This is a genomic window from Amycolatopsis ultiminotia (genome assembly GCF_039536925.1).
GTDB lineage: Bacteria > Actinomycetota > Actinomycetes > Mycobacteriales > Pseudonocardiaceae > Amycolatopsis > Amycolatopsis ultiminotia.
This window is the reverse complement of record NZ_BAAAZN010000001.1, coordinates 390,473-410,696: the sequence shown is the minus strand read 5'-3', so window position 1 is coordinate 410,696 and position 20,224 is coordinate 390,473. Positions and strand designations below refer to the sequence as shown.

Genomic DNA, 20,224 nt, shown 5'->3' with positions numbered 1-20,224 from the left:
CACCAGGACGGCCACACACCCAGCCCCAAACCAACCCACCAGGACGAACACACACCCAGGCCGCACCGCCCAACCCGCCAGGACGAACACCCGTCCATCTCGCAGGCCGACCGCGTGCGGATGGCCTGCCTCAAGACCGCGACCCAGATCCACCCGCGCGGCCACACTCCAAGACCACAACGCCCACCCGCGTCCGAGTGGCCACCCCACGGCCGCACCCCGAGCCCACCCGATCGGCCACACTCCAAGGCCGCATCGCCCAACCCCCGCGGCCTTCCCCTCGCGGCCCTGCCGGGCCGTGTTTCACTGCCCTCGCTCGTGCACCAGCGTGACCAGGCGGCGGCCTGCCTCGGCCAGGTCGGGTTCGGTGCCGCCGTAGAGCAGCCGGGCGTGGGTGCCCTCGCCGTGGAACGCGTCGCCCGCGATGCCCGGGATTCCGTACTGCAGCAGGAGGTCCTCGAGTTCCCGTCCGCGCACGCCGAGCCGCGAGAAGTCCGGGAACGCGAAGATCCCCGCGGCCGGGCGGACGACGGGCAGTCCGGCCGTCTCGAGTGCGGAGCACAGCAGGTCACGTCGGCGCGGGAAGGTCGCGTACACCTCGTCGAGCCATTCCTGCGGCCCGGAAACCACCGCACACGCGGCTGCCTGCGGTACGTCGCCGACGGTGATCGCGTCCCATTCGAACGCCCGGTGCACCCGTTCGAGCAAGGGCGCCGGCGCGTGCACGTACCCCACCCGCCACGGGGTGAACGCGTAGTTCTTGCTCAGGCTCGTCACGGTCACCAGCTCCGGCCAGTGCTCCCGCAACGTCTGCAGCGGGGTGTATCCCGCTCCGCTGTGCACGTAACGGGCGTAGGACTCGTCCGACAGCACCAGCAGGCCGTGTTCGGCGGCCAGTGACAGGATGGCCGCCAGCTCGCCGGCCGCCGGGGTGTACCCGGTCGGGTTGGCGGGGTTGCACAGCAGGATCGCGCGCGTCTCGGGGGTCACCGCGGCCCGCAGCGCGTCCAGGTCGGTCGCCCAGCCATCCGCCGCACGGGACGGCAGGTACACCGGACGTGCACCGGCCATCCGCACCATTCCGTCGAAGAAGTACGTCGGAGCGGGGACGAGAATCTCGTCGCCCGGTGAAACCAGTGCCCGCAGCGCGACGCTCATCCCGTGCTGCGCGCCATGGGTCACCAGCAGCTCGCGTTCCGGATCGACGGCCAGGCCGAAAGCTTCGCGCAAGTGGTCCGCCAGCACGCCGCGCAGTTCGGGCCGTCCCCGGGTCTGCCGGGGCAGTACCTGTCCCGCCGCCCGCCGGACGGCCTCCACCACGTGCTCGGCCATCGGCAGCGACGGCACCCCCGGCATCGGCAGCACACCCTGCTGCCGCGCTCGTTCGGCGAGTTCCAGAGCCATCAGCCGCTCCATCGAGCCTCCTCAAGATCTCAACATTAATACGTTGAGATCTCAGGCTACCGCAGCCGACATCCGGAACGCGACGGTCAGCCGGTTCAGGTGAGTGCGGACGTCACCGCGTAGACGACCGCCGAGACCGCGGCGGCGGCCGGGAACGTGAGCACCCAGCCGAGCACGATGTCCCTGGCGATCCCCCATCGCACGGCGGAAAGCCGCCGGGTCGCGCCGACCCCCATGATCGCCGCGGTGATCACGTGCGTGGTCGAGATCGGCGCCTTCACCGCGAACGCCGTCACGTACAGCACCGTGGACGCGACCGATTCGGCGACGAAGCCGTGCGGCGGATCGAGCGGGAACACCCGCCGCCCGAGGGTCCGCATGATGCGCAGCCCGCCGGAGTAGGTGCCCAGCGACAACGCGGCCGCGCACACGAGCGTGACCCACAGCGGCACCGCGAACGTGTGCTGCTGGCCCGCCGCGACCAGCGCCAGCACGATCACGCCCATGCCCTTCTGGGCGTCCTGCAACCCGTGCCCGAGCGCGAGCGCGGACGCGGAGAGCACCTGGAACCGCCGGAACACCCGGCCGCTGCGGTGCGGGTTCCGCCGTCGCAGCAACCACAACGCGCCCACCATCGCCAGGTAGCCGAGACCGAGCCCGAGCAGCGGCGAGGCGACCATCGGGATCAGCACCTTCTCCACGATGCCCGTCCAGTGCACCGTGCTCGCCGCGGTGAGCGCGGCACCGACCATGCCGCCGATCAGTGAATGCGACGACGAGGACGGCAACCCGAAGTACCAGGTCACGAGGTTCCACACGATGGCGCCGAAGAGCGCCGCGAACACCACGGTGAGCGCGTTCGGCCCGTCCGGCACGTCGATGATGCCCTTGGCCACGGTCGCCGCGATCCCGGTGGACAGCAGTGCCCCCGCGAGGTTCATCACGGCCGCGAGCACCAGTGCGGTGCGCAGGGTGAGCGCGCGCGTGGACACCGCGCTGGCGATCGCGTTCGCCGCGTCGTGGAACCCGTTGGTGTAGTCGAAGACGACGGTGAGCACCACGACGGCGACCAGGGCCGCGGTACCGGTCACTAGGACTCCTTGACCGCGATCGTCTGCACCACGTCCGCGACGTGCTCGAAGGCGTCCGCGGCCAGTTCGAACTGCTCCATGACCTCCTTGGTCTTGAGCACCTCCAGCGCGTCCGCGCCGGGCTGGAACAGATGCGCCAGCACCCGGCGGTAGACCCGGTCCGCCTCGTTCTCCAGCTCGTTGACCTCGATCCAGTACGGCGCGAGCTCACCGACCTTCGCCAGCCCCGGCATCGATTCCGCGGTGATCTCCGCGGCCCGGCACAGCACCCGCAGCAGCAGCTCGGTGCCAGGGGGGAAGGTGTCGAGCCGGTAGAGCACCGCGAGGTCGGCCGCGGTGTCGAGGTAGTCGAGGACGTCGTCGACCCGCGCCGCGAGGGTCTGGATGTCCTCGCGGTCGAACGGTGTGACGAAGGAGCTGTTCAGCTCGACCATGATGGTGTGGGTGAGGTCGTCGCCGGCATGTTCGACCTCGTGCAGCCTGCCCGCGATCGCCTCCCGCTCCTGCGGTGCGGCCTCGGTCAGCTCGCGCAGCAGCCCGGTGGCCGTCACCAGGTTCGCAGCGGCATCGGTGAGCAGCCGGAAGAACTGGCTCCCCCGTGGCGTGATCCGCATCCGCCGGCGTCCTCTCCTGTCCGTCGGGACGGTTGGCCCGCGAGACTCTGCCAGGTTCCCGCGGGCCCGCAACACGCGGGGACGGCTTGCCGGGTCCGGATGCCGGGCGGTGCGGACCCGGCTGTGCCAGGGTGTGGCCATGGCCGCCGTGCGCTCCGCCCTGACGTCGTGGACCACGTTGCTTCCGCTGATCGCCGTGGTGCTGCTGGTGATCACCTGGGGACGGGACCTCGGACCGGTGCCGGTCGCAATCGTGGCGCTCGGGCTGGCCGGCACCGTGCTGGCCGCGGTGCACCACGCGGAAGTGGTCGCGCACCGGGTCGGGGAACCGTTCGGGTCGCTGGTGCTCGCGGTCGCGGTCACCGTCATCGAAGTCGCGCTGATCGTCACGATGATGGCCTCCGGCGGGGACAACGCGGCCACGCTCGCCCGTGACACGGTCTTCGCGGCAGTCATGATCACCACCAACGGCATCGTCGGCATCGCACTGCTCGTCGGCGCCCGCCGTTACGGCGAAACCCGGTTCCACCCGGAAGGCAGCGGGGCGGCGCTGGCGACCGTCGCGACGCTCGCCACGCTGAGCCTGGTACTGCCGACGTTCACCACGAGCCGCCCCGGCCCGGTCTTCTCCGGGCCGCAGCTGACCTTCGCCGCGATCGCGTCACTGGTGCTGTACGCGACGTTCGTGCTGACCCAGACGGTGCGGCACCGCGACTTCTTCCTCCCGGTCGGCACGGACGGGCAGGCGCGCGAAGAGGAGCACGCGGAGCCACCGAGCACCCGGGCCACCCTGGTGAGCCTGGCACTGCTGCTGGTCGCACTGGTCGCGGTGGTCGGGCTGGCGAAGGTGGAATCGCCTGCGATCGAGGCGGGGGTCCGCGCGGCCGGGCTGCCGCAGTCGTTCGTCGGCGTGGTGATCGCCCTGTTGATCCTGGCGCCGGAGACGCTGGCCGCGGTGCGCGCAGCCCGGCGCGACCGGATGCAGATCAGCCTGAACCTCGCCTACGGCTCCGCCATCGCGAGCATCGGGCTGACCATCCCGGTGATCGCGCTCGCCTCGGTGTGGCTGTCCGGCCCGCTGCAGCTCGGCCTCGGCCCGACGCACATCGTGCTGCTGGCGCTGACCGTGGTGGTGAGCGTGCTGACCGTGGTGCCCGGACGCGCGACCCGCCTGCAGGGCGGGGTGCACCTGGTCCTGCTGGCCGGCTTCCTGGTACTCGCGATGAATCCTTGACCAATCCCGGATCGCGGTTTTTGTCGGCGGGTTTCCGTATCCTGGCCGGGTGAGATTCCTGCCGTCTTTTTTCCACCGCTCCGCGGTCGCACCGACCGCCCCCGCCGGCCTTCCGGAGTGCCGCGGATGACCGGCTTCGCCGCCGAGACCCCGGTGCGCCCGCAGCGGGCGGCTGCCCGGCCGGGGCTGCTGATCGGCGTCCTCGTGCTGTCCGCGTTCGTGATGATCCTCAACGAGACGATCCTGAGCGTCGCCTTGCGCGACCTCACCGTCGACCTCGGCGTGCCCACCACCACGATCCAATGGCTGACCAGTGGTTTCCTGCTGACCATGGCGGTCGTCATCCCGATCACCGGATTCCTGCTCGAACGGTTCACGCCGCGGCAGGTGTTCGTGGTTTCGCTCACCGCGTTCAGCGTGGGCACCCTGCTGTGCGCGATCGCGCCGGGCTTCGGGCTGCTGATGGCCGGGCGGGTCGTGCAGGCCTGTGGCACCGCGGTGATGCTGCCGCTGCTGATGACCACCGTGATGCGGCTGGTCCCGCCGCAACGGCGCGGCGCCACGATGGGCACGATCAGCATCGTGATCGCGGTCGCGCCCGCCATCGGGCCCACGATCGGCGGCGCGGTGCTTTCGTCGCTCGGCTGGCGGTGGATGTTCTTCATCGTGCTGCCGTTGTCGGTGGCCGCGTTGCTCACCGGGCTGCTGCAGCTGCGGGTCGACAGTGAAACCCGCAAGGTGCCCCTCGACGTGCTGTCCGTCGTGCTGTCCGCGATCGGGTTCGGCGGCGTGCTGTACGGGCTGTCCGCCGCGGGCGAATCGGCAGGGGGCAGCCCGGTGCCGCCGTGGCTGCCGGTGGTCGTCGGGGTGGTGTCGCTGGTGGTGTTCGGCTGGCGGCAGCTCCGGCTGCAACACCGGGACCGCGCGCTGCTGGACCTGCGGCCGTTCACCTACCGCAGCTTCGTGGTCGCGCTGGTGCTCACCGCGCTGCTGTTCATGTGCCTGATCGGCGCGGGCGCCATCCTGCTGCCGCTGTACCTGCAGACCGTGCTGCACACGTCGACGTTCGTCAGCGGCCTGGTGGTGCTGCCCGGCGGTCTCGTGCTGGGGCTGCTCGGCCGTCCGGTCGGCGCGCTGTTCGACCGGGTCGGCGCGCGTCCGCTGGTGCTGCCCGGCGCGCTCGCGATGACCGTGGCGCTGTGGCTGTTCACCATGCTCGGCGAGGGGTCGCCGCTGATCGCGGTGATCGGCATCCACGTGCTGCTGATGGCCGGGCTGGGGCTGATGATGACACCGCTGATGACGGAATCCCTCGGCGTGCTGCCCGACCACCTGTACTCGCACGGCAGCGCGATCCTGTCCACGCTCCAGCAGGTCGCCGGGGCACTGGGCACCGCGGTGTTCGTCACGGTCGCCACCGTGGGCAGCGCGAACAACGCGGCAGGCAGCCCGGACTCCGGCGGCCTGCAGCTGTCGTTCGTCGTCGCCGGCTGCATCGGCGTGGCCGCACTGGTCGGCGCATGGTTCGTCCGCTCCAGCCGGCCGACGGCGAGCGAACAGAAGGCCTGACCCGACGTCACCGGCCTGCTCCGGAGGCCCTGCCCGGAACTGACACCGCAGCACCGGAACCCGCGCCGCGGCATCGCGAAGGCACCTCGGCGGGGGCCGCAATGCCGCGGGCGGGGTTGCGCGCAGCACCCTGCCCGGGTGCGGTCAGGCGGTGACCAGGCCGACTCCGTAGGTCTGCAGGATCTCGTTCACCGGCTGGAACCACGTTTCGCCACCGGAGCTGCAGTCGCCCCAGCCGCCGGAGGTGACGCCCTGTGCCTGGTCACCGGTGATGAACGAGCCACCGGAATCGCCCGGTTCTGCGCAGGCGTCGGTGTGCGTCATCCCGCTGACCGCACCCTGTTCGTAGTTGATCGTCTCGTTCTGGCCGACGACGGTGCCGCAGTGCCAGTGCGAGGTCGAGCCGGAACGGCAGACCGACGACCCCACCGGGGCCACCGCCGAACCGTGCACCAGCGCGTCGCTGACCGTGCCCCAGCCGAGCACGACCGGGGTGGTCCACCAGCCGTTGCCGATCCGGATGAACGAATAGTCGTTGCCGGGGAAGGAAGAACCGGCGAACGAGCCCATCGCGGAGCCGTCCCATCCGGTCACCGTGCTGCCGGTGCCACCGCAGTGCCCGGCGCTCACGAAGCCGCCCTGCACGGAGAATCCGATCGAGCAGCGCACGTTCCCGTTGATGTAGTACGGATCCCCGCCGACGGTGCCCGCGGAGAACGTCTGTGGCCTGGGTGCGGTCGCGACCGTCACCGGCCCGGCCGCGCGCGCCCGTGCCAGGAAGGCATCGACGTCCGCGCCGTGTGCTCCGGGCACGAGCGAAACCACGACGCTGCCGGTGCGCGGGTCGGTGTGCCAACCGCTGACGGACGCGGGAGCGGGATCCGTCTCGACAGAGGCGTCGAGCTTCTGCTTGGCCGCGTCGAGCGCGGCCGCGGTGGCGCGCACCGGAACCGTCTGCGCACCGGTCGCGCGCACCGCGCCACCGACCGCGGGATCGGTCACGCCGACCACGAGTTTGCCCAGCTCCGGGTCGAACCAGGCACCTCCGTAGGCGGCCCCTGCCGCGCGTTCGGCGACCGGCAGCACCTTCGCCGCGATCTGCTCCTGCGCGAGCCGGGTCTGCACCTGACCGTCGGTCAGGCCGAGATCGCGGTGCATGGCCGCGAGCAGTCCGGGCGAGGCCTGCGCGGCCGCCGGGGTGAGCACAACAGTGGCGAAACCGGCCGCGAGCAACGCGGTACCGCCGAGGGACAGGACGATTCTTCGACGCATGGCAATTCCTCCGGGGACCGGGAAGAAAGAAACACACACTGCCCGCAGAAGTGTGCGTCCCCGGCCGGGAGTGGTCCAGACCTGAAACGGTTTTTTGTCCGTTTTCTGTCGCCTGCACCCAAATGCCTCAACCGGGACAGCTCCGGCCACCGCCGCACGCGTGCCGCACCGAGAAACCCGTTGCCACCGCGGGGTGCTCAGTCACCGCCGGGGGTGCTCAGCCACCCACCGCGGGACCTCACCCACCGCCGAGAAAGCCGGACCGCTACCGGACCGCCCACGCACCACAAGCCGGCGCCGCTACCGGACCGCCCGCCCACCACCAGAAAAAGCCGACACCACCACCAGACCGCCCACCCACCTCCGCAAAGCCGGGCCCACCGCCCGGGGGCCTCAGCGATCGCCGAGAAAGCCGGGCCCTGCCGATGCACTCACCCACCGCCGGAAAGCCCATCCGCCGCCAAGAAAGGCTGCCGCCGGACCGTTCACGGTGCGGCGAGGGTGAGGCGTATCTCGTGCGAGCCGGTCAGGTTCGGGTGCAGCGTGGCGGCTGCCGGGAGGCCGTCGACGGTGCAGCTGACGACTCGCGACCCCGAACCCCGCAGGGTGATGTCCAGGGTCGCGGCGCGGTAGCGGAGTCCCCGCAGCGTCACCGGGCCCCAGCCGGGTGGCAGGCACGGGGCGAGGCGCAGGCCGTCGGCGGTGAAGGTGAGCCCGAACAGGCCGGCGAACACCATCCGCAGGTAGCCGCTCGCCGACCAGGCCTGGTCCGGCTGCGACGTGAACTGTTCCGGTTCCCCCGAACCGCCGGTCTGCCAGCCGCCCTGGACCGCGCCGGTCTTCGAATCGTAGATCTCGTAGAAGCCGCCGTCGGTCGCGGCCACCAGCTCGGCCAGGTTCGTCAACGCGCGGCCGAACAGCTCGGCCCGGCCCGCGCGGGCGAGCGCCTCGCCGAAGAACGAGTGCACCATCGGCCACACGACCACGTTGTGCCGTCCGGGTTTCGCGTCGTCGAAGCGCGCGAAGTGCGGCCAGCTGTTCACGATTCCGTGCGGCTCCCAGTGCACCGTGCTCAGCAGCCGGGTGATCTGCGCAGGCCCGGCCACGCCGGACAGGATCGCGAACGCAAGCCCGGCGCCCTCCTGTGAAACGTCGAGACTGCCGTCTCCGTGCAGGAAGTAGCCGTACGTGCCCGCGTCCGGACGCCACAGGGAGCGGTTGATCGCGGTGCGCAGCCGGGCAGCGTCGGCAAGGTGAGCCCGTCCGTCCTTGCCCAGTGCGTCGGCCATTTCGGCGAGCGCGGTGTACGCGCCGTGGTAAAGACAGTTGGTGGACAAGCACATCAGCTCGTGCGTCAGCGGATAGTCGAGCACGAACGACGATTTGACACCCGGCTGCCACGGTGGCTCGGGGTAGCCGGCGATACCGTCGTTCATGAAGCTCGGTCCGGTGAACAGGCCGTGCGCGGCGGAAAAGTTCTGCGCCTTCCGCGCGGCGAGTGTCGCAACCCCGATTTCGTGGGCGCGGGCAAGGAACTCCGCATCTCCGGTGACCAGCCAGTGGTGGTGCGCGCCGAGCACCCACACGATCTGGTCCCACCACTGGTTGTCCTGCTGCACCACGAGCCCGCCGTCGGTGCGGTCCACCACGGACAGCAGCGTGTTCCGGCCGACCGGAGGCCCGAGCAGGCTGACCGCGTTCCAGGCGTTGACCGCGGCGTCGCGCGTCCATCGCTGTGGTGCCGGATAGCCGCCGCCCGCCCGCACGAACGTGCCCGGCGGGTAGCTCAGCAGCCGGGCGGGGTCGTAAGTGGCCCGTTCGGCGTAGACGGTGTTCATGCCGACCACGTCGGTCAGCGCGCTCTCGTACTGGTCCCCGAACAGCCGTTGCCGGGCCGGGTCCGCGAATTCGAGCGCCGGCAGGGTGTAGACCACACGGTCCGGAGTGGACGGACGGGAACCGGGACCCGGTTCCGCAGGCTGCGGGTCCGCGGCTGCGGGCACCGCGCCCGCCCCGGCGACCCCGGCAGCTCCGGCCAGGGTGAGGAACCCCCGCCTGCCGATCCGTCCAGCATCAGTCATCGCGGTCTCCGTTCGCCGGCGGATCTCGCGGATGATGCTAGGCACCCCGGATCCGCACGGACAACGCCACGCACCGATCCTGTCCGGCCACTGTCCACCGGCATGCCCGCGCCACGCACCGGACATCCGGATACCGGGCCGGCCCGGATCACCGCGGGACAGCGTTGCGGGCCGGTACTCGAACGGGGCCTGGACACTCCACCCAGCGGCCCTCCCCACGTCCACCGGGCCGACCACCGACGGTCCTGGCCGAATACCCCTAGTGCGTCCGGGCACCCCGGGCGGTGCTGAAGCGGAATTCGATGGTCGCCGGGAGATCGTCGAGGTCGAGGGCTTGGCGCAGCCGGGGCAGCGACTCCTCGGTCAGCCGCTCGCGGATCCGGCGTGGGTCGCCGTCCTGGTCGACCGTCACGACGAGAGCCAGGGCCGGCGAGGTCCGCGGACCGGCCAGTGTCGCGTGGGCGGCGTGCACTCCCTCGGTGGCCCGCAGCTCCTCGGTGAACGGGGCCACCGCCGCGTCCGCCGCCAGCTCGGTGTGGCCGAGCGCCGGATCGGTTTCGTAGTGCCAGGTCTGCGTCTTCGGCCGGCGGGCGAACTGGGCGAGCAACCAGCGCAGGCACAGCAACCCGAGGACGACCGCCACGACGGCGACCACGTACAGCACCCACGTCGGCGGGAGCGCGGTTCCCGGTACCAGCGGCGAAGCCGGGTCCAGCAGGGTCAGCCACCGGGAGTGCGTGGCGAACGCGAGTACCCCGGCGGCCACGAGAAGCACGCCGAGCACGGCCAGCAGCCCGCGGTTGAGCCGGGCCGGACGGTTCAGGCTGGTCATCAGGTACTCCTCATCGCCGAAACCGCGACCCGGACCGCAGGCGGCGCAACCGGGCCGATCTCGTCCAGCCGGTGGGTGACCGCGGCGCGCACGGCCTCGGTCAGCCCGTCTTCCCGGCTGCGGTGCGTCTGGACGCGGACCCGCACCCGCCGGCGCCCGAGCCGCACCTTCGCCGCGGAGACGCCGTCGACGCTCGTGGCGGCAGCTCGCAAGGTACTGCGGTAACTGGCCCGGGACGCGCCCGAATCCGGGGCTCCGTGCAACGGCAGCACCGTGCGCTTTCCGGGCAGGATCGCGGCAAGCAGCAGGCAGAGCCCGAGCACGACGGCGGCGATGGCACCGAACGCGGTCCACCAATTGGTCCACTGTGTACGGTTCAGCGCGCCGGCCACCGCGGGGTAGCTCACCCACGGGCGTTCGCCGATGATCAGCTGCACCGCCACCACGGTGACCAGCACGCAGCCGGCAAGCACGACCAGTGCGGTGAGAGTGGCCGCGGTGGAGCGGCGCGGACGTCGTTTCACTGCACCCTCCGTCCATTCGCGTGCGTGGTGTGCAGAGCTCCGACGGTGATGTCCACACGGGACACCGAAAGCCCGGTCAGCTCCCCGACGCGGCGGATCAGGTGTTCGCGGGCGCGCTCGCTCACCTTGGTCACCGACGCCGGATAGGCAATGGAAAGCCGCACGTCGAGCGTCACGCGGTCGCCGTCGGTGCGGGCGGTCACCTTGGCCGGGCGTTCCGGGTCCGAGGAGCCGATCCCGAGCATGCGGCCGGCTGCACCCCCGACGTCACCGGCCTCCCGCACCGCACGCGCGGCGATGGCCGCCACGACGGAGTCTTCGATGGTCAGTTCGCCACGCTCGGCGGCCTCGGCACGATCTGTGGTCGCAGTGGTCATGACAGTCCCCGCCGCCTCAGCCGCGGTCGCGCCCGGTCAGCTGCGACAGGTCGAGCTTGCCGTCGAGCACCCGCCCGACCAGCAGTCCCAGCGCGGCGAGCACGAGCACCACCACAAACGCGCCGAAGCCGCCGAACGCCGCGGCCAGCCCGAGCGCGAGACCGGTGAGCAGTCCCAATTGTGTCGCGTTCATGATTCCTTCTCCTCTTCAGCGGATTCGTCCGGCAGCAGCAGATCGGCTACCACCACGTGCACCGGGCAGCCAGTGACCCCGGTGGCCGCGCGCACGGCGTGGGCGAGATCGCTTGCCACGAGCGGGAATCGAGCGGTGACCGCGACGGTGACCTCCTCGTCGCGCACCCGCACGCCGAGTACCCGGCGGCCCGGCGCGAGCGTCGCGATCTCCCCGAACCGCCCGCCGTACAGCCCGGCCACCTGGGGCAGGGCCGTGACAGCGGCGGCGATCCGGTCCGCGGAGGCCTCGGGAGTCACTGCACCCGGCCGGAGTCGGCAGGCGCGTCCTCGTCGTCCTCCGGCAGGTGCAGATCGGACACCCCGATGTTGACCTCGACCACCTCGAGGCCGGTCATGTGCTCCACCCCGGTGATCACGCCACGGCGGATCGAGCGGGAGACGTCGGCGATCGAGGCGCCGTACTCGACCACGACCTGCAGGTCGACTGCCGCCTGCTTCTCCCCCACTTCGACCGAGACGCCCTGTCCGGCCGATGCGCTCGCACCCGGGATCCGCTCCCGCAGCGCCGAGAACGCCCGTGCGGCGCCACCGCCGAGTGCGTGCACGCCGGGCACCTCGCGGGCGGCGAGCCCGGCGATCTTCTGCACCACGACGTCCGCGATGGTGGTCAGGCCCTCGTTCGTGGCGAGCGTGCCCTTCTTGGTCTGCTCCACCTCCGCCTGGGCGGGGCGGCTCTTGGTCTCGGTCGACTCGGCCATGGTCTCTCCTCCGTGCTGGGTCCCGGTCCGCGGCGGTCGGACGATCGCCGCTACCTGGAGGACACCCGTTCTGACCGAACCGCACGCAACCCGATCGTGTGAACCGGATCTCGGGCCACCGAGCGTGAGGTTTCCGGCCCCGGCGGGTCGGGTAATCGGCGGACAGAGCGTCCGCGCAACCGGAAGGAGCGAACTCATGTCCTTGGGTGACAAGTTCGGCCACAAGGCCGACGAACTGGGTGGCAAGGCGAAAGAGGCCGCAGGTCGCGCGACCGGTGACGAGGAGCTGACCGGCGAGGGCCAGAACGACCAGGCGAAAGCCGGGGTCAAGAAGGCGGCCGAGGACATCAAGGACTCGGTCGGCGAAGCAGGCGACAAGCTGAAGAACGCGTTCAAGAAGGACTGACACTGTCCACACTGGATCGTGGCGGGTGCGCACCGGCCGTCGGCGCTGCGCACCCGCGCCTCCTGCATGAAGGACGCACCACCGGGCGCTGAGGTTGCCCGGACGTGGCCATCCTCTCCGGCGCGCATCCTTTACCCGTGGCGGGGCATCTTTCCTTCGTACGGCATCGAGCCGGCAGACGGAGGTGGCAGATCATGAGCACCCGAACCACGTTGACGCGCAGCGCGCTGGCAGGCGGCGCCGCACTGGCCGCAATTGCCCTCGCCGGATGCGGTTCCGCGCTGGACGCCGCGGGCGCGGGCTCCAGCGCACCGAACCCGCCGGCCACGAGCGCCGCGCCGACCGCGACGACCGACACTTCGACCGACCACGCGACACCGCCGCCGAGCAGCACCACCACCTCGGCGGACAAGCCCACGACCACGACCGGCAACGGCGGCACGGGCGGGACCAGCGGATCGATGTGCCGCACGGCGAACCTGCGGATCACCCTGAACAAGTCCGCAGGCGACGCCGACATGCAGGGTTCACATCTGCCGCTGGTGTTCACCAACACCGGTTCCCGTTCGTGCACCCTGCAATCCGCTCCCGGAGTGTCCTATGTGACCGGTGATAGTGGACAGCAGGCGGGTACCCCGGCGACGCGGCACACCGGCGGCCCGACCGTGACCATCGCCCCGGGTGCGAGCGCGTCGGCGGGCCTGTTCCTGTCCAGCGCCCCGCAGAAGAGCGACTGCCACCAGGTCCCGGCACGCGGCCTGCGGATCTACCCGCCGGGCAACACCGAAGCCGCGTTCATCGCCGAGCAGGACACCACCTGCAGCGACGGCGGCCCGTACCTGACCGTCGGCTCGGTCCACCCCGGCTCGCACACCACGTCCTGACCTCCACGGCAGGCACGCCAGGTGGCCGCCGGGCGCGGACGGGCTGAGACGCGGCCGGCCCCGCCACCACCTGGCGGCCGGGGAATCGCCGAACTACCGCGCCCCCACCACCTCCCGGCCGCAGCCGCTCAGCCCTCAGCCGAAGGTCATCGGCTGCCCGGCCGGCGACGCATGCGCCGGAGGAACGCGGTGCGGTCGTTCTCCACTCGCGCGGCCGCGCCGTCCGGGTACACGTCGAACACCGCCGCCATGCCGGCTTCGGCGAGCCTGCGGTCCGCCGGGCAGGCGGCGGGGGCCACCAGGCGCAGAACGACACCCTCGGTGGCAGCGCGGTCCTGTGCCGCGCGCAGCACGTGCACCCCGGCGCCGGTGAGCGCGGTCAGGCCCGCGAGGTCGATCACCAGCGCCTGCGGACGTTTGTCGAGTGCGAACGTCACCGCGCGCACGACCACCAGCGCGGTTTCCTCGTCCAGCTCGCCCGACAGCAGCACCGTGAGCACGTCCAGGTCGTCGTAGCGGTAGGACGACCTGAGCCGTGCCGATCCTGCTGAGCCGGCTGTCATCCCTCCATCATGACGCCCGGCTCGCAGTGAGCACGCTCACACTCCGCATCCGGCTCTTTCCCTCGGGTGATCGACCGGACTCTGGTGGGACCACGACGAAAGTCGGGTGTTGGGGTGACCGACCTTCGGCGGGTTCCGCAATTCACCGCCAGTCGCGACGGTGGGTTCGTCCCTTACCGGCCCTCGTGTCCCGCGGATCCCGCCGCGGTTGGAGCTGATCTCGAAGTGCGAATTGCCCGTACCGCCGCCCTCCTGTCCGGCCTCGCTTTCACCGGCCTCGCCGCCGCCATGCCCGCGACGGCGGCCACCGCCTCGGCCCCCGCCCAGCCCGCAATCATCGACGGCAGCAATGCCGACTCCCTGCACGCCGCAGCCAGGATGTTCGCCGGTGGCGAGGAAATCTGTTCGGCGACGATCATCGCGCCGGACTGGATCCTCACCGCCCGGCACTGCACCCAGGGCGCGGAGGGCAAGGACATCACCTTCCACGTCGGCGATCTGGACCAGACCAAGGGCACCGAGGTCAAGGCCACCGCGGTGCACGAGTCCGAGGAAGCGGACATCTCGCTGGTGCAGATCGACCAGCAGGTGGAGACCGACTACGCACCGCTCGGCAGTGAAGGCGACGTCAAGGTCGGCGACGAGGCCGAGGTCTACGGCTGGGGCGCCACCTGCACCGACAAGCCCGAAATCGAGTGCCAGTCGCAACAGCTGAAGGTGGCGAAGGTCAACGTCAACTCGATCGACTGCCCGGACGGCGCCGCGGGCACCTCGGTGTGCGCGGACCGCGGCGACGGCATCACCGCCGGCGGCGACTCCGGCGGCCCGATGTACGCCAACGGCAAGCAGGTCGGCGTCGCCTCGACCAGCGACCGGCAGTCCTACACCGCCTACATCAACGTGACCCTCTACCGCGACTGGATCAAGTCGGTCGCGGGCGTCTGAGCCCCGTGCCCCGGCCCGGCGGCGAACCGCCGGGCCGGGGTGCGGTATCATCCCGGCCGCCCGCTGCGCGTACCGGAGCGCCGGGTCACCGCACTTCGTGCGCCTCGAGCGGCGCGGGTGGCGGAAGCGGTTCCGGGTCACCACTCCGGAAGGCGCTCAGCAGATAGCCCGCCAGCCTGCGGGAGGCGGCTCTGGCCGCGGCCGGCTGCGCGGCGATGATGCCGTTGTTCGCCATCAGCAGCAGGATCAGGTCGTCCGGGACGAAGTCCTGGCGCAGCTTGCCTGCGGCCTTCGCTCGTTCGATCAGCGCGCCGAACCGGCGCAGGGCGTGTTCGCGTCCGGCATGCACGTCCGGCGGATGCGGGAACGCGGCGAGAAACGCGGCACTGAACCCGCGGTCGGTGGCCTGCAGTTCGGACAACCTCTCCACCACCGAACGGAAGCCCCGCCACGGATCGGGATCGTCGACGGCCTCGTCCAGTACCGCGCCACAGGCCTCGAACTGCTCGGTGAACACCTCGGTCACCAGCGCTTCCTTGGTGGGGAACCGCCGGTACAGGGTGGCCACACCGATACCGGCGCGGCGGGCCACGGTGGCCATGCCGACGTCGAGGCCGCGCACCGCGAACAGCTCACGCGCCGCGTCCAGGATCCGGTCCCGGTTCCGCCTGGCATCACGGCGCAGGGTCCGTTGCGCGACCGGAGAACTGCCATCCGCCATTCGATCCACTTTACGGCGCGCCGGGCGCTGCGCCACGGGCACGCAGGTGGTCCCGCAGTGCACGGGCGACCCGGGCCATCAGGATCTCCGCCTCCGGCTGGATCGCGGCAGGCACCCGGGATTCGGTGAGCGCGGCGACGGCGAAGGCCTGTCCGTCGGCGTGTTCCACCACGCCGATCTCGTGCCGCAGGTTCAGCACGGTGCCGGTCTTCGAGGACCACCGCGCGGCATCCGCGGCGAAATCCGGCGTCAGCCGTTGCCGGAGCAGGTTCTGCCCCATCAGCTCCCGCACTCGCGTGGCGACTCCGGGGTCGATTTTCGACGGCGTCCACAGCGCGGTGAGCAGATCGGTGCAGGCACGCGCGGATCCCGAGCTCGCCCGGCTGATGTCCAGCTGGGGCACCGGATGTCCCTGTCCGGCGGTGGCCGCCCCGATCGCCAGCGAGTGCGCCAGGTGCACCTCGCCCGCGGTGAACCGTTCGGCGGGGGTTTCGGCCAGTTCGGCGATCCCGTGCCGCACGGTGAGCCCGGTGATGCCCCAGTCCCGGACGGTACCGGCGACCTCGGCGGGCGGAGTCAGCGCGAACAGCTCGTCCGCGGCGGTGCTGTCGCTGATCGCGATGGCCAGGTACAGCAGATCGGCCACGGCCACCCGCGCCGGATGCCGGAACCGGGCCAGCCCGGTCAGCCCGGTGACGTCGCCGCGGCCGGGCCGGACCTCGACCGGTCGCGCGCCGTCCAGTTCACCGCGCCGGATCCGGTCCTGGGTGACCGCCACGAGCGGGACCTTCACCAGTGACGCGGTGGGCAACACCCGGTCCGGGTCGATGCCGAGTTCGTCGCCGGTCCGCAGATCGCGGACCAGGAACGACCCGCACAGCCCGCCCTCGTCCAGTTCGTCACGCAGCCGCCGCAGCAGCCCTTCGGTGCTCACCGGGCCACTATCCCTTCCGCAGTTCCGACCGATCGGTTCCGGTAGGTGCACGGCCGGTGCCGCGAGCTGCCGGACGGCCAGGACCACCAAGGCGGAGGAGCTCACCGGGGAAGCTCATCGGGCCTGCTCCGGCTCCACCGCGCCGAGGCACCGGGCGATCCCCGCCCGCAGCCCGGCGCGCAGTTTCCCCGCGTCGTCGCCGAGGCCCGCCACCACGTCGAACCCGCGGGCCAGCCGGAGACCACCTGCCGGTCGCCAGGCGAGGCCGAGTTCCCGAGCCTGCCGTGGTGAGCAGAGCAGCAGATCCGCGGAGCCGAACACGCTCGCCGCGGCCGCGGTGAGCGCGGTGGCGACCGCGACCTGCGCCGGCTGCAGCCCGGCCGCGTCCCGAGCCCGCACCAGCGGATCACGCAGATGCGGCACGTCGTCCTCCGGCTGGATCCACACCCGGCGGCGCGGACCGCCGGACCGGCCTGCCCGCAGCGTCTCCAGGTGGATCACCCGGCCGGCCGGTTCGGCCTCCCCGGCCAGCCCGAGCGGCACGGTCCACGCCCCGTCCTGCGCGGGTACCGCGGCGAGCGCGGCCCGCACCTCCTGGGTGCGCACCAGTTCGGCGCGACGGGCCGGACCCGCCACGCAGAATTCGAGGAACATCTCCTTCCGGCGCGCCTCGGCATCGAGTTCGGCCAGGTCACGGGTGCTGCAGGTGTCCGGGACCGCGAGCCGCAGCGGACGGCGCCGGGCGCGCCCCGCGTCGTCCTCCATCGCGTCGGCCAGCGCCACCAGCCGCTGCGCGGAGGGCAGCAGGTCGCGGCCGAACGGGGTGAGCCGCGCCCGCCGGGTCGAACGGTCGAACAGCCGCCCGCCCAGATGCCGTTCCAGCGCGGCGATCCGGCGGCTCGCCACCGGCTGCGGGATGCGCGCGACCGCCGCGCCCGCGGTGAAGCTCCCCGCCTCGCTCACGCTCACGAAGGCCCGGCAGCTGCCGATCAGGTCCACGACCACGCACTATGTCAGATGTGCATCAACTGGAACAGTTGCGTCTTGGACAGCATGACCGGCCGCTGGCCAGACTGCGCGGAGCTGATCGACTTCCCGAAGGAGCCCCCGTGTCCCGCAGGCTGATCGTGGCCGCCTTGGTCCTCATCCCGCTCACCGCGTGTGCCGCACCGGCCCCCGCCGACGCGGTGGCCACCGCAACGCGCCCGGATTTCGCGCAGCTGGAGCACGCCTTCGGTGCCCGGCTGGGGGTCTACGCCGTCGACACCGGCAACGGCCACGATCTCGCCTACCGTGCCGACGAACGGTTCGCATACGCCTCGACGCACAAGGTGTTCAGCGCCTCGGCCATCCTGCGCCGCGACGACGATCTGAACCAGACGATCAACTACCGGGCGAGCGACCTCGTCTCGTACTCGCCGATCACCGAAAAGCACGTCGGCACCGGCATGTCGCTGCGCGACGTGCTCGACGCGGCATTGCGCTACAGCGACAACACCGCGGCGAACCTGATGTTCCGTCAGCTCGGCGGTCCGGCCGGGCTGGCCGCGTCGCTGCGCGGCACGGGCGACACCACCTCGCACGTCGATCGCACCGAGCCCACGCTCAACGAAGCCACCCCCGGCGACATCCGCGACACCACCACGCCCCGTGCCTGGGCCGCGGATCTGCGCACGGATGCGCTCGGCACCGGGCTGACCGCGGACGACCGGAAGGTCCTCACCGCCATGATGCGCGCCAACACGACCGGCGACACGCTGATCCGCGCGGGTGTGCCGGCCGGATGGCAGGTCGCCGACAAGACCGGCAGCGCGGATTACGGCACGCGCAACGACATCGCGGTGCTCATGCCCCCGCATCGCGCGCCGATCGTGCTGGTACTGCTCAGCAGTATGCCGGACAAGGACGCGAAATACGACGACAAACTGCTCGCCGAGGCGACCGCCGAAGTCGTGAAGGCGTTGCCGTGACCGGACTCCGCCGGGCAATCGCCCTCGCCTGCCGCGGCGTCCGGCCATCGCGGGGCCGCGCTTAGGGTGGGGTGATCCGGCCCGCACGACAAGGAGACCACATGCCGCTTCGGGTGCTGTTCTGCATTGGCATCAACCAGAACTTCTTCGACCTTCCGCGCGACGGTGTCACGCCCGCGGACGTCTGGCAGGCGTTCGTCTCGATGACCGATCAGCTGAAGGCGCTGCCCGGCGTCGGCTACCTCGGCGACCTCGACGACGACGCGCACATGGTGGGCCCATCCGAGGGCTGGCCGTGGACCTGCTACCTCCTCGCCGACGTCGACACCCAGGAGACCGTGAAGGCCGCGTGCAACCTGTTCCGCACCACCCCGGTGGGCGAAGACGGCGCGAAGCTGTGGAAGTTCGCGAAGGTGGAGGCGCGCATCGGACGCGCCCTGACGATCCGCGACGACGTCTGATGATCGGTCTGCTCTACCCGACCAGAGACTGCGGCGAGGACGACTTCACGCTGCTGGCCGCACAGCTGGACGCGCGGCCCGGCGTGGATTTCGCCTATGTGCCATGGGGCCACCGGCCGGACGCGGTCGACCGGGCGAGTCTTCGCGCCGCCGTGGCGGAGCTGGGCGAGCCGGACCGCCTCGTCCGGGCGGCCGCCGGATTCGACCCGAAGCCTGCGGTGGTGAGCTGGGCGTGTTCGAGCTGCAGTTTCCTCGGCGGGACCGGGAGAGCACGGGAGCAGGCCGCCGCATTGGAGGCCGCGCTCGGCGTTCCGGCGAGCAGCACGTCGCTGGCGTTCCTCGCGGCCGCTCGGCACCTGCGCCTGGCACGGATCGCGCTGGCCTCGGTGTACCGGTCGGACATCACCGCGGCCTTCGTCGAGTTCCTTGCCGAGGAAGGGATCCGGACCGTCCGGGACGTCTCGTACGACGCCGGCTCCGACCGTGAACTCGCGACCTGGGGTCCCGGCCGGATCGCCGACCTGGTCGAAGCGGCCGACACCACCGGCGCCGACGCCGTGCTGGTCCCGGAGACCGCCCTGCACACCGCACCGTTGCTCGCCGAACTCGAACGGACGGCGGGAAAGCCCGTGCTCACCGCCACCCAGGTCACGCTGTGGCACGCACTCACCCTGCTCGGGCAACCGGCCACCGGACACGAGCTCGGGACGCTGCTGACGTAGTCCGCGGTGTCGGCGCGCCGGCCTGCGGGTATCCCGCGGCATGAGCACAGCGGAGCCGCCGGACACCCGTGACCTGCGTCGGCTGCGGAAAGCCGCCGGGTCGTGCGAGGGTTGCGATCTGTACCGCGACGCAACGCAGACCGTGTTCGGCGCGGGCCGGAAGCAGGCGAAGGTCATGCTCGTCGGCGAGCAGCCGGGCGATCGCGAGGACCGCGCGGGCGAACCGTTCGTCGGGCCGGCCGGGCGGCTGCTGGACCGGGCATTGACCGAAGCCGGTTTCGAACGCGAGGCGGTGTACCTGACCAACGCGGTCAAGCACTTCAAGTTCACCGAACGTGGCAAACGCCGGATCCACCGGAAGCCGTCCCGGACCGAAGCCCTCGCCTGCCGGCCGTGGCTGATCGCCGAACTGCACGCGATCCGCCCGCGGCTGCTCGTGCTGCTGGGCGCGACTGCCGCGCAATCGTTGCTTGGACCGTCCTTCCGGCTGACCCGGCACCGCGGCGAACCGGCCCCGGTGCCACCTGAGCTGTCCGAAGTGGTCACCATCGTGTCGGCGACCGTGCATCCGTCCGCAGTGCTGCGAGCCCCGGATCGCGGCGAGGCCTACGCCGGGTTCGTCGGGGACCTTCGCGCCGCGCACGGGATCGGCAGGCGGTGAGGAGCG

General features: G+C 71.4%; 24 protein-coding genes. 9 read left to right on the top strand and 15 right to left on the bottom strand.

Annotated elements, in window-relative coordinates; genetic code table 11:
* Positions 1-303: 303 nt before the first annotated feature.
* The 3 genes from ABD793_RS01930 to ABD793_RS01920 form a co-directional block, all read right to left on the bottom strand.
* The gene (locus tag ABD793_RS01930; protein WP_344854561.1) at positions 304-1,416 is read right to left on the bottom strand and encodes a pyridoxal phosphate-dependent aminotransferase; all 1,113 of its coding nucleotides are present in this window, start codon (positions 1,414-1,416) and stop codon (positions 304-306) included.
* An 83-nt stretch (positions 1,417-1,499) separates the two neighbouring features.
* A complete protein-coding gene (locus tag ABD793_RS01925; RefSeq protein ID WP_344854559.1) occupies positions 1,500-2,495 on the bottom strand; it encodes an inorganic phosphate transporter in 996 nt (331 codons plus the stop codon).
* Positions 2,495-3,109 carry a DUF47 domain-containing protein gene (locus ABD793_RS01920; RefSeq protein ID WP_344854557.1) on the bottom strand — a complete coding sequence of 205 codons (615 nt, stop codon included), beginning with the start codon at positions 3,107-3,109 and terminating at the stop codon, positions 2,495-2,497. The genes ABD793_RS01925 and ABD793_RS01920 overlap by 1 nt, the downstream gene beginning before the upstream one ends.
* 139 nt (positions 3,110-3,248) lie before the next feature.
* Between ABD793_RS01920 and ABD793_RS01915 the strand changes: the two genes are divergently transcribed.
* Together ABD793_RS01915 and ABD793_RS01910 are read left to right on the top strand one after the other, a co-directional pair.
* Entirely contained in the window at positions 3,249-4,343 is a 1,095-nt protein-coding gene (locus tag ABD793_RS01915) for a calcium:cation antiporter (protein WP_344854555.1), read from the top strand.
* Positions 4,344-4,469: 126 nt separating this feature from the next.
* The gene (locus ABD793_RS01910) at positions 4,470-5,912 is read left to right on the top strand and encodes an MDR family MFS transporter (RefSeq protein ID WP_344854553.1); all 1,443 of its coding nucleotides are present in this window, start codon (positions 4,470-4,472) and stop codon (positions 5,910-5,912) included.
* 144 nt (positions 5,913-6,056) lie between these two features.
* Here the strand turns inward: ABD793_RS01910 and ABD793_RS01905 are convergent, their stop codons facing one another.
* The 8 genes from ABD793_RS01905 to ABD793_RS01870 all read right to left on the bottom strand — a co-directional run bounded on the left by ABD793_RS01905 (position 6,057) and on the right by ABD793_RS01870 (position 11,951).
* Positions 6,057-7,184, bottom strand: coding sequence for a S1 family peptidase (locus ABD793_RS01905; RefSeq protein ID WP_344854551.1), 1,128 nt, complete (start codon positions 7,182-7,184; stop codon positions 6,057-6,059).
* A 485-nt stretch (positions 7,185-7,669) separates the two neighbouring features.
* Positions 7,670-9,265, bottom strand: a complete 1,596-nt coding sequence (locus tag ABD793_RS01900; protein WP_344854549.1) for an MGH1-like glycoside hydrolase domain-containing protein — start codon at positions 9,263-9,265, stop codon at positions 7,670-7,672.
* Positions 9,266-9,524: 259 nt separating this feature from the next.
* Positions 9,525-10,097 carry an alkaline shock response membrane anchor protein AmaP gene (locus ABD793_RS01895; RefSeq protein WP_344854547.1) on the bottom strand — a complete coding sequence of 191 codons (573 nt, stop codon included), beginning with the start codon at positions 10,095-10,097 and terminating at the stop codon, positions 9,525-9,527.
* Positions 10,097-10,621 (bottom strand): DUF6286 domain-containing protein, encoded by a 525-nt coding sequence (locus ABD793_RS01890; RefSeq protein WP_344854545.1) that lies wholly within the window; start codon positions 10,619-10,621, stop codon positions 10,097-10,099. Before ABD793_RS01890 ends, ABD793_RS01895 begins: the two co-directional genes overlap by 1 nt.
* A complete protein-coding gene (locus ABD793_RS01885) occupies positions 10,618-10,998 on the bottom strand; it encodes an Asp23/Gls24 family envelope stress response protein (RefSeq protein WP_344854543.1) in 381 nt (126 codons plus the stop codon). Before ABD793_RS01885 ends, ABD793_RS01890 begins: the two co-directional genes overlap by 4 nt.
* A 16-nt stretch (positions 10,999-11,014) precedes the next feature.
* Positions 11,015-11,191, bottom strand: coding sequence for a hypothetical protein (locus tag ABD793_RS01880; RefSeq protein ID WP_184779063.1), 177 nt, complete (start codon positions 11,189-11,191; stop codon positions 11,015-11,017).
* Positions 11,188-11,490, bottom strand: a complete 303-nt coding sequence (locus ABD793_RS01875; RefSeq protein WP_344854538.1) for a hypothetical protein — start codon at positions 11,488-11,490, stop codon at positions 11,188-11,190. The genes ABD793_RS01880 and ABD793_RS01875 overlap by 4 nt, the downstream gene beginning before the upstream one ends.
* The gene (locus ABD793_RS01870) at positions 11,487-11,951 is read right to left on the bottom strand and encodes an Asp23/Gls24 family envelope stress response protein (RefSeq protein ID WP_344854536.1); all 465 of its coding nucleotides are present in this window, start codon (positions 11,949-11,951) and stop codon (positions 11,487-11,489) included. The genes ABD793_RS01875 and ABD793_RS01870 overlap by 4 nt, the downstream gene beginning before the upstream one ends.
* 196 nt (positions 11,952-12,147) lie before the next feature.
* Between ABD793_RS01870 and ABD793_RS01865 the strand changes: the two genes are divergently transcribed.
* Both ABD793_RS01865 and ABD793_RS01860 read left to right on the top strand, forming a co-directional pair.
* Positions 12,148-12,357 (top strand): CsbD family protein, encoded by a 210-nt coding sequence (locus ABD793_RS01865; RefSeq protein WP_344854534.1) that lies wholly within the window; start codon positions 12,148-12,150, stop codon positions 12,355-12,357.
* Positions 12,358-12,551: 194 nt separating this feature from the next.
* The gene (locus ABD793_RS01860; protein ID WP_344854532.1) at positions 12,552-13,241 is read left to right on the top strand and encodes a DUF4232 domain-containing protein; all 690 of its coding nucleotides are present in this window, start codon (positions 12,552-12,554) and stop codon (positions 13,239-13,241) included.
* 146 nt (positions 13,242-13,387) lie between these two features.
* Here ABD793_RS01860 and ABD793_RS01855 read toward each other — a convergent pair whose 3' ends face one another.
* A complete protein-coding gene (locus ABD793_RS01855; RefSeq protein ID WP_344854530.1) occupies positions 13,388-13,804 on the bottom strand; it encodes an STAS domain-containing protein in 417 nt (138 codons plus the stop codon).
* Positions 13,805-14,029: 225 nt separating this feature from the next.
* On the opposite strand from ABD793_RS01855, the gene ABD793_RS01850 reads away from it, so the two are divergent.
* Entirely contained in the window at positions 14,030-14,749 is a 720-nt protein-coding gene (locus ABD793_RS01850; RefSeq protein ID WP_344854528.1) for a S1 family peptidase, read from the top strand.
* Between the two features lie 85 nt (positions 14,750-14,834).
* Here ABD793_RS01850 and ABD793_RS01845 read toward each other — a convergent pair whose 3' ends face one another.
* The 3 genes from ABD793_RS01845 to ABD793_RS01835 all read right to left on the bottom strand — a co-directional run bounded on the left by ABD793_RS01845 (position 14,835) and on the right by ABD793_RS01835 (position 17,409).
* Positions 14,835-15,470, bottom strand: a complete 636-nt coding sequence (locus ABD793_RS01845) for a TetR/AcrR family transcriptional regulator (RefSeq protein ID WP_344854526.1) — start codon at positions 15,468-15,470, stop codon at positions 14,835-14,837.
* Between the two features lie 10 nt (positions 15,471-15,480).
* Positions 15,481-16,404, bottom strand: coding sequence for a serine hydrolase (locus ABD793_RS01840; protein ID WP_344854524.1), 924 nt, complete (start codon positions 16,402-16,404; stop codon positions 15,481-15,483).
* Positions 16,405-16,518: 114 nt separating this feature from the next.
* Complete coding sequence (locus tag ABD793_RS01835) at positions 16,519-17,409, bottom strand: LysR family transcriptional regulator (protein WP_344854521.1); 891 nt, start codon at positions 17,407-17,409, stop codon at positions 16,519-16,521.
* Positions 17,410-17,513: 104 nt separating this feature from the next.
* On the opposite strand from ABD793_RS01835, the gene bla reads away from it, so the two are divergent.
* From bla to ABD793_RS01815, 4 genes are all read left to right on the top strand, one after another.
* The gene (gene bla / locus ABD793_RS01830) at positions 17,514-18,374 is read left to right on the top strand and encodes a class A beta-lactamase (protein WP_344854520.1); all 861 of its coding nucleotides are present in this window, start codon (positions 17,514-17,516) and stop codon (positions 18,372-18,374) included.
* 101 nt (positions 18,375-18,475) lie between these two features.
* A complete protein-coding gene (locus ABD793_RS01825; RefSeq protein ID WP_344854518.1) occupies positions 18,476-18,835 on the top strand; it encodes a hypothetical protein in 360 nt (119 codons plus the stop codon).
* Positions 18,835-19,557, top strand: a complete 723-nt coding sequence (locus ABD793_RS01820) for a maleate cis-trans isomerase family protein (protein ID WP_344854516.1) — start codon at positions 18,835-18,837, stop codon at positions 19,555-19,557. The genes ABD793_RS01825 and ABD793_RS01820 overlap by 1 nt, the downstream gene beginning before the upstream one ends.
* 40 nt (positions 19,558-19,597) lie before the next feature.
* Positions 19,598-20,218, top strand: a complete 621-nt coding sequence (locus tag ABD793_RS01815; RefSeq protein ID WP_344854514.1) for a UdgX family uracil-DNA binding protein — start codon at positions 19,598-19,600, stop codon at positions 20,216-20,218.
* The last annotated feature ends 6 nt before the right edge of the window (positions 20,219-20,224 follow it).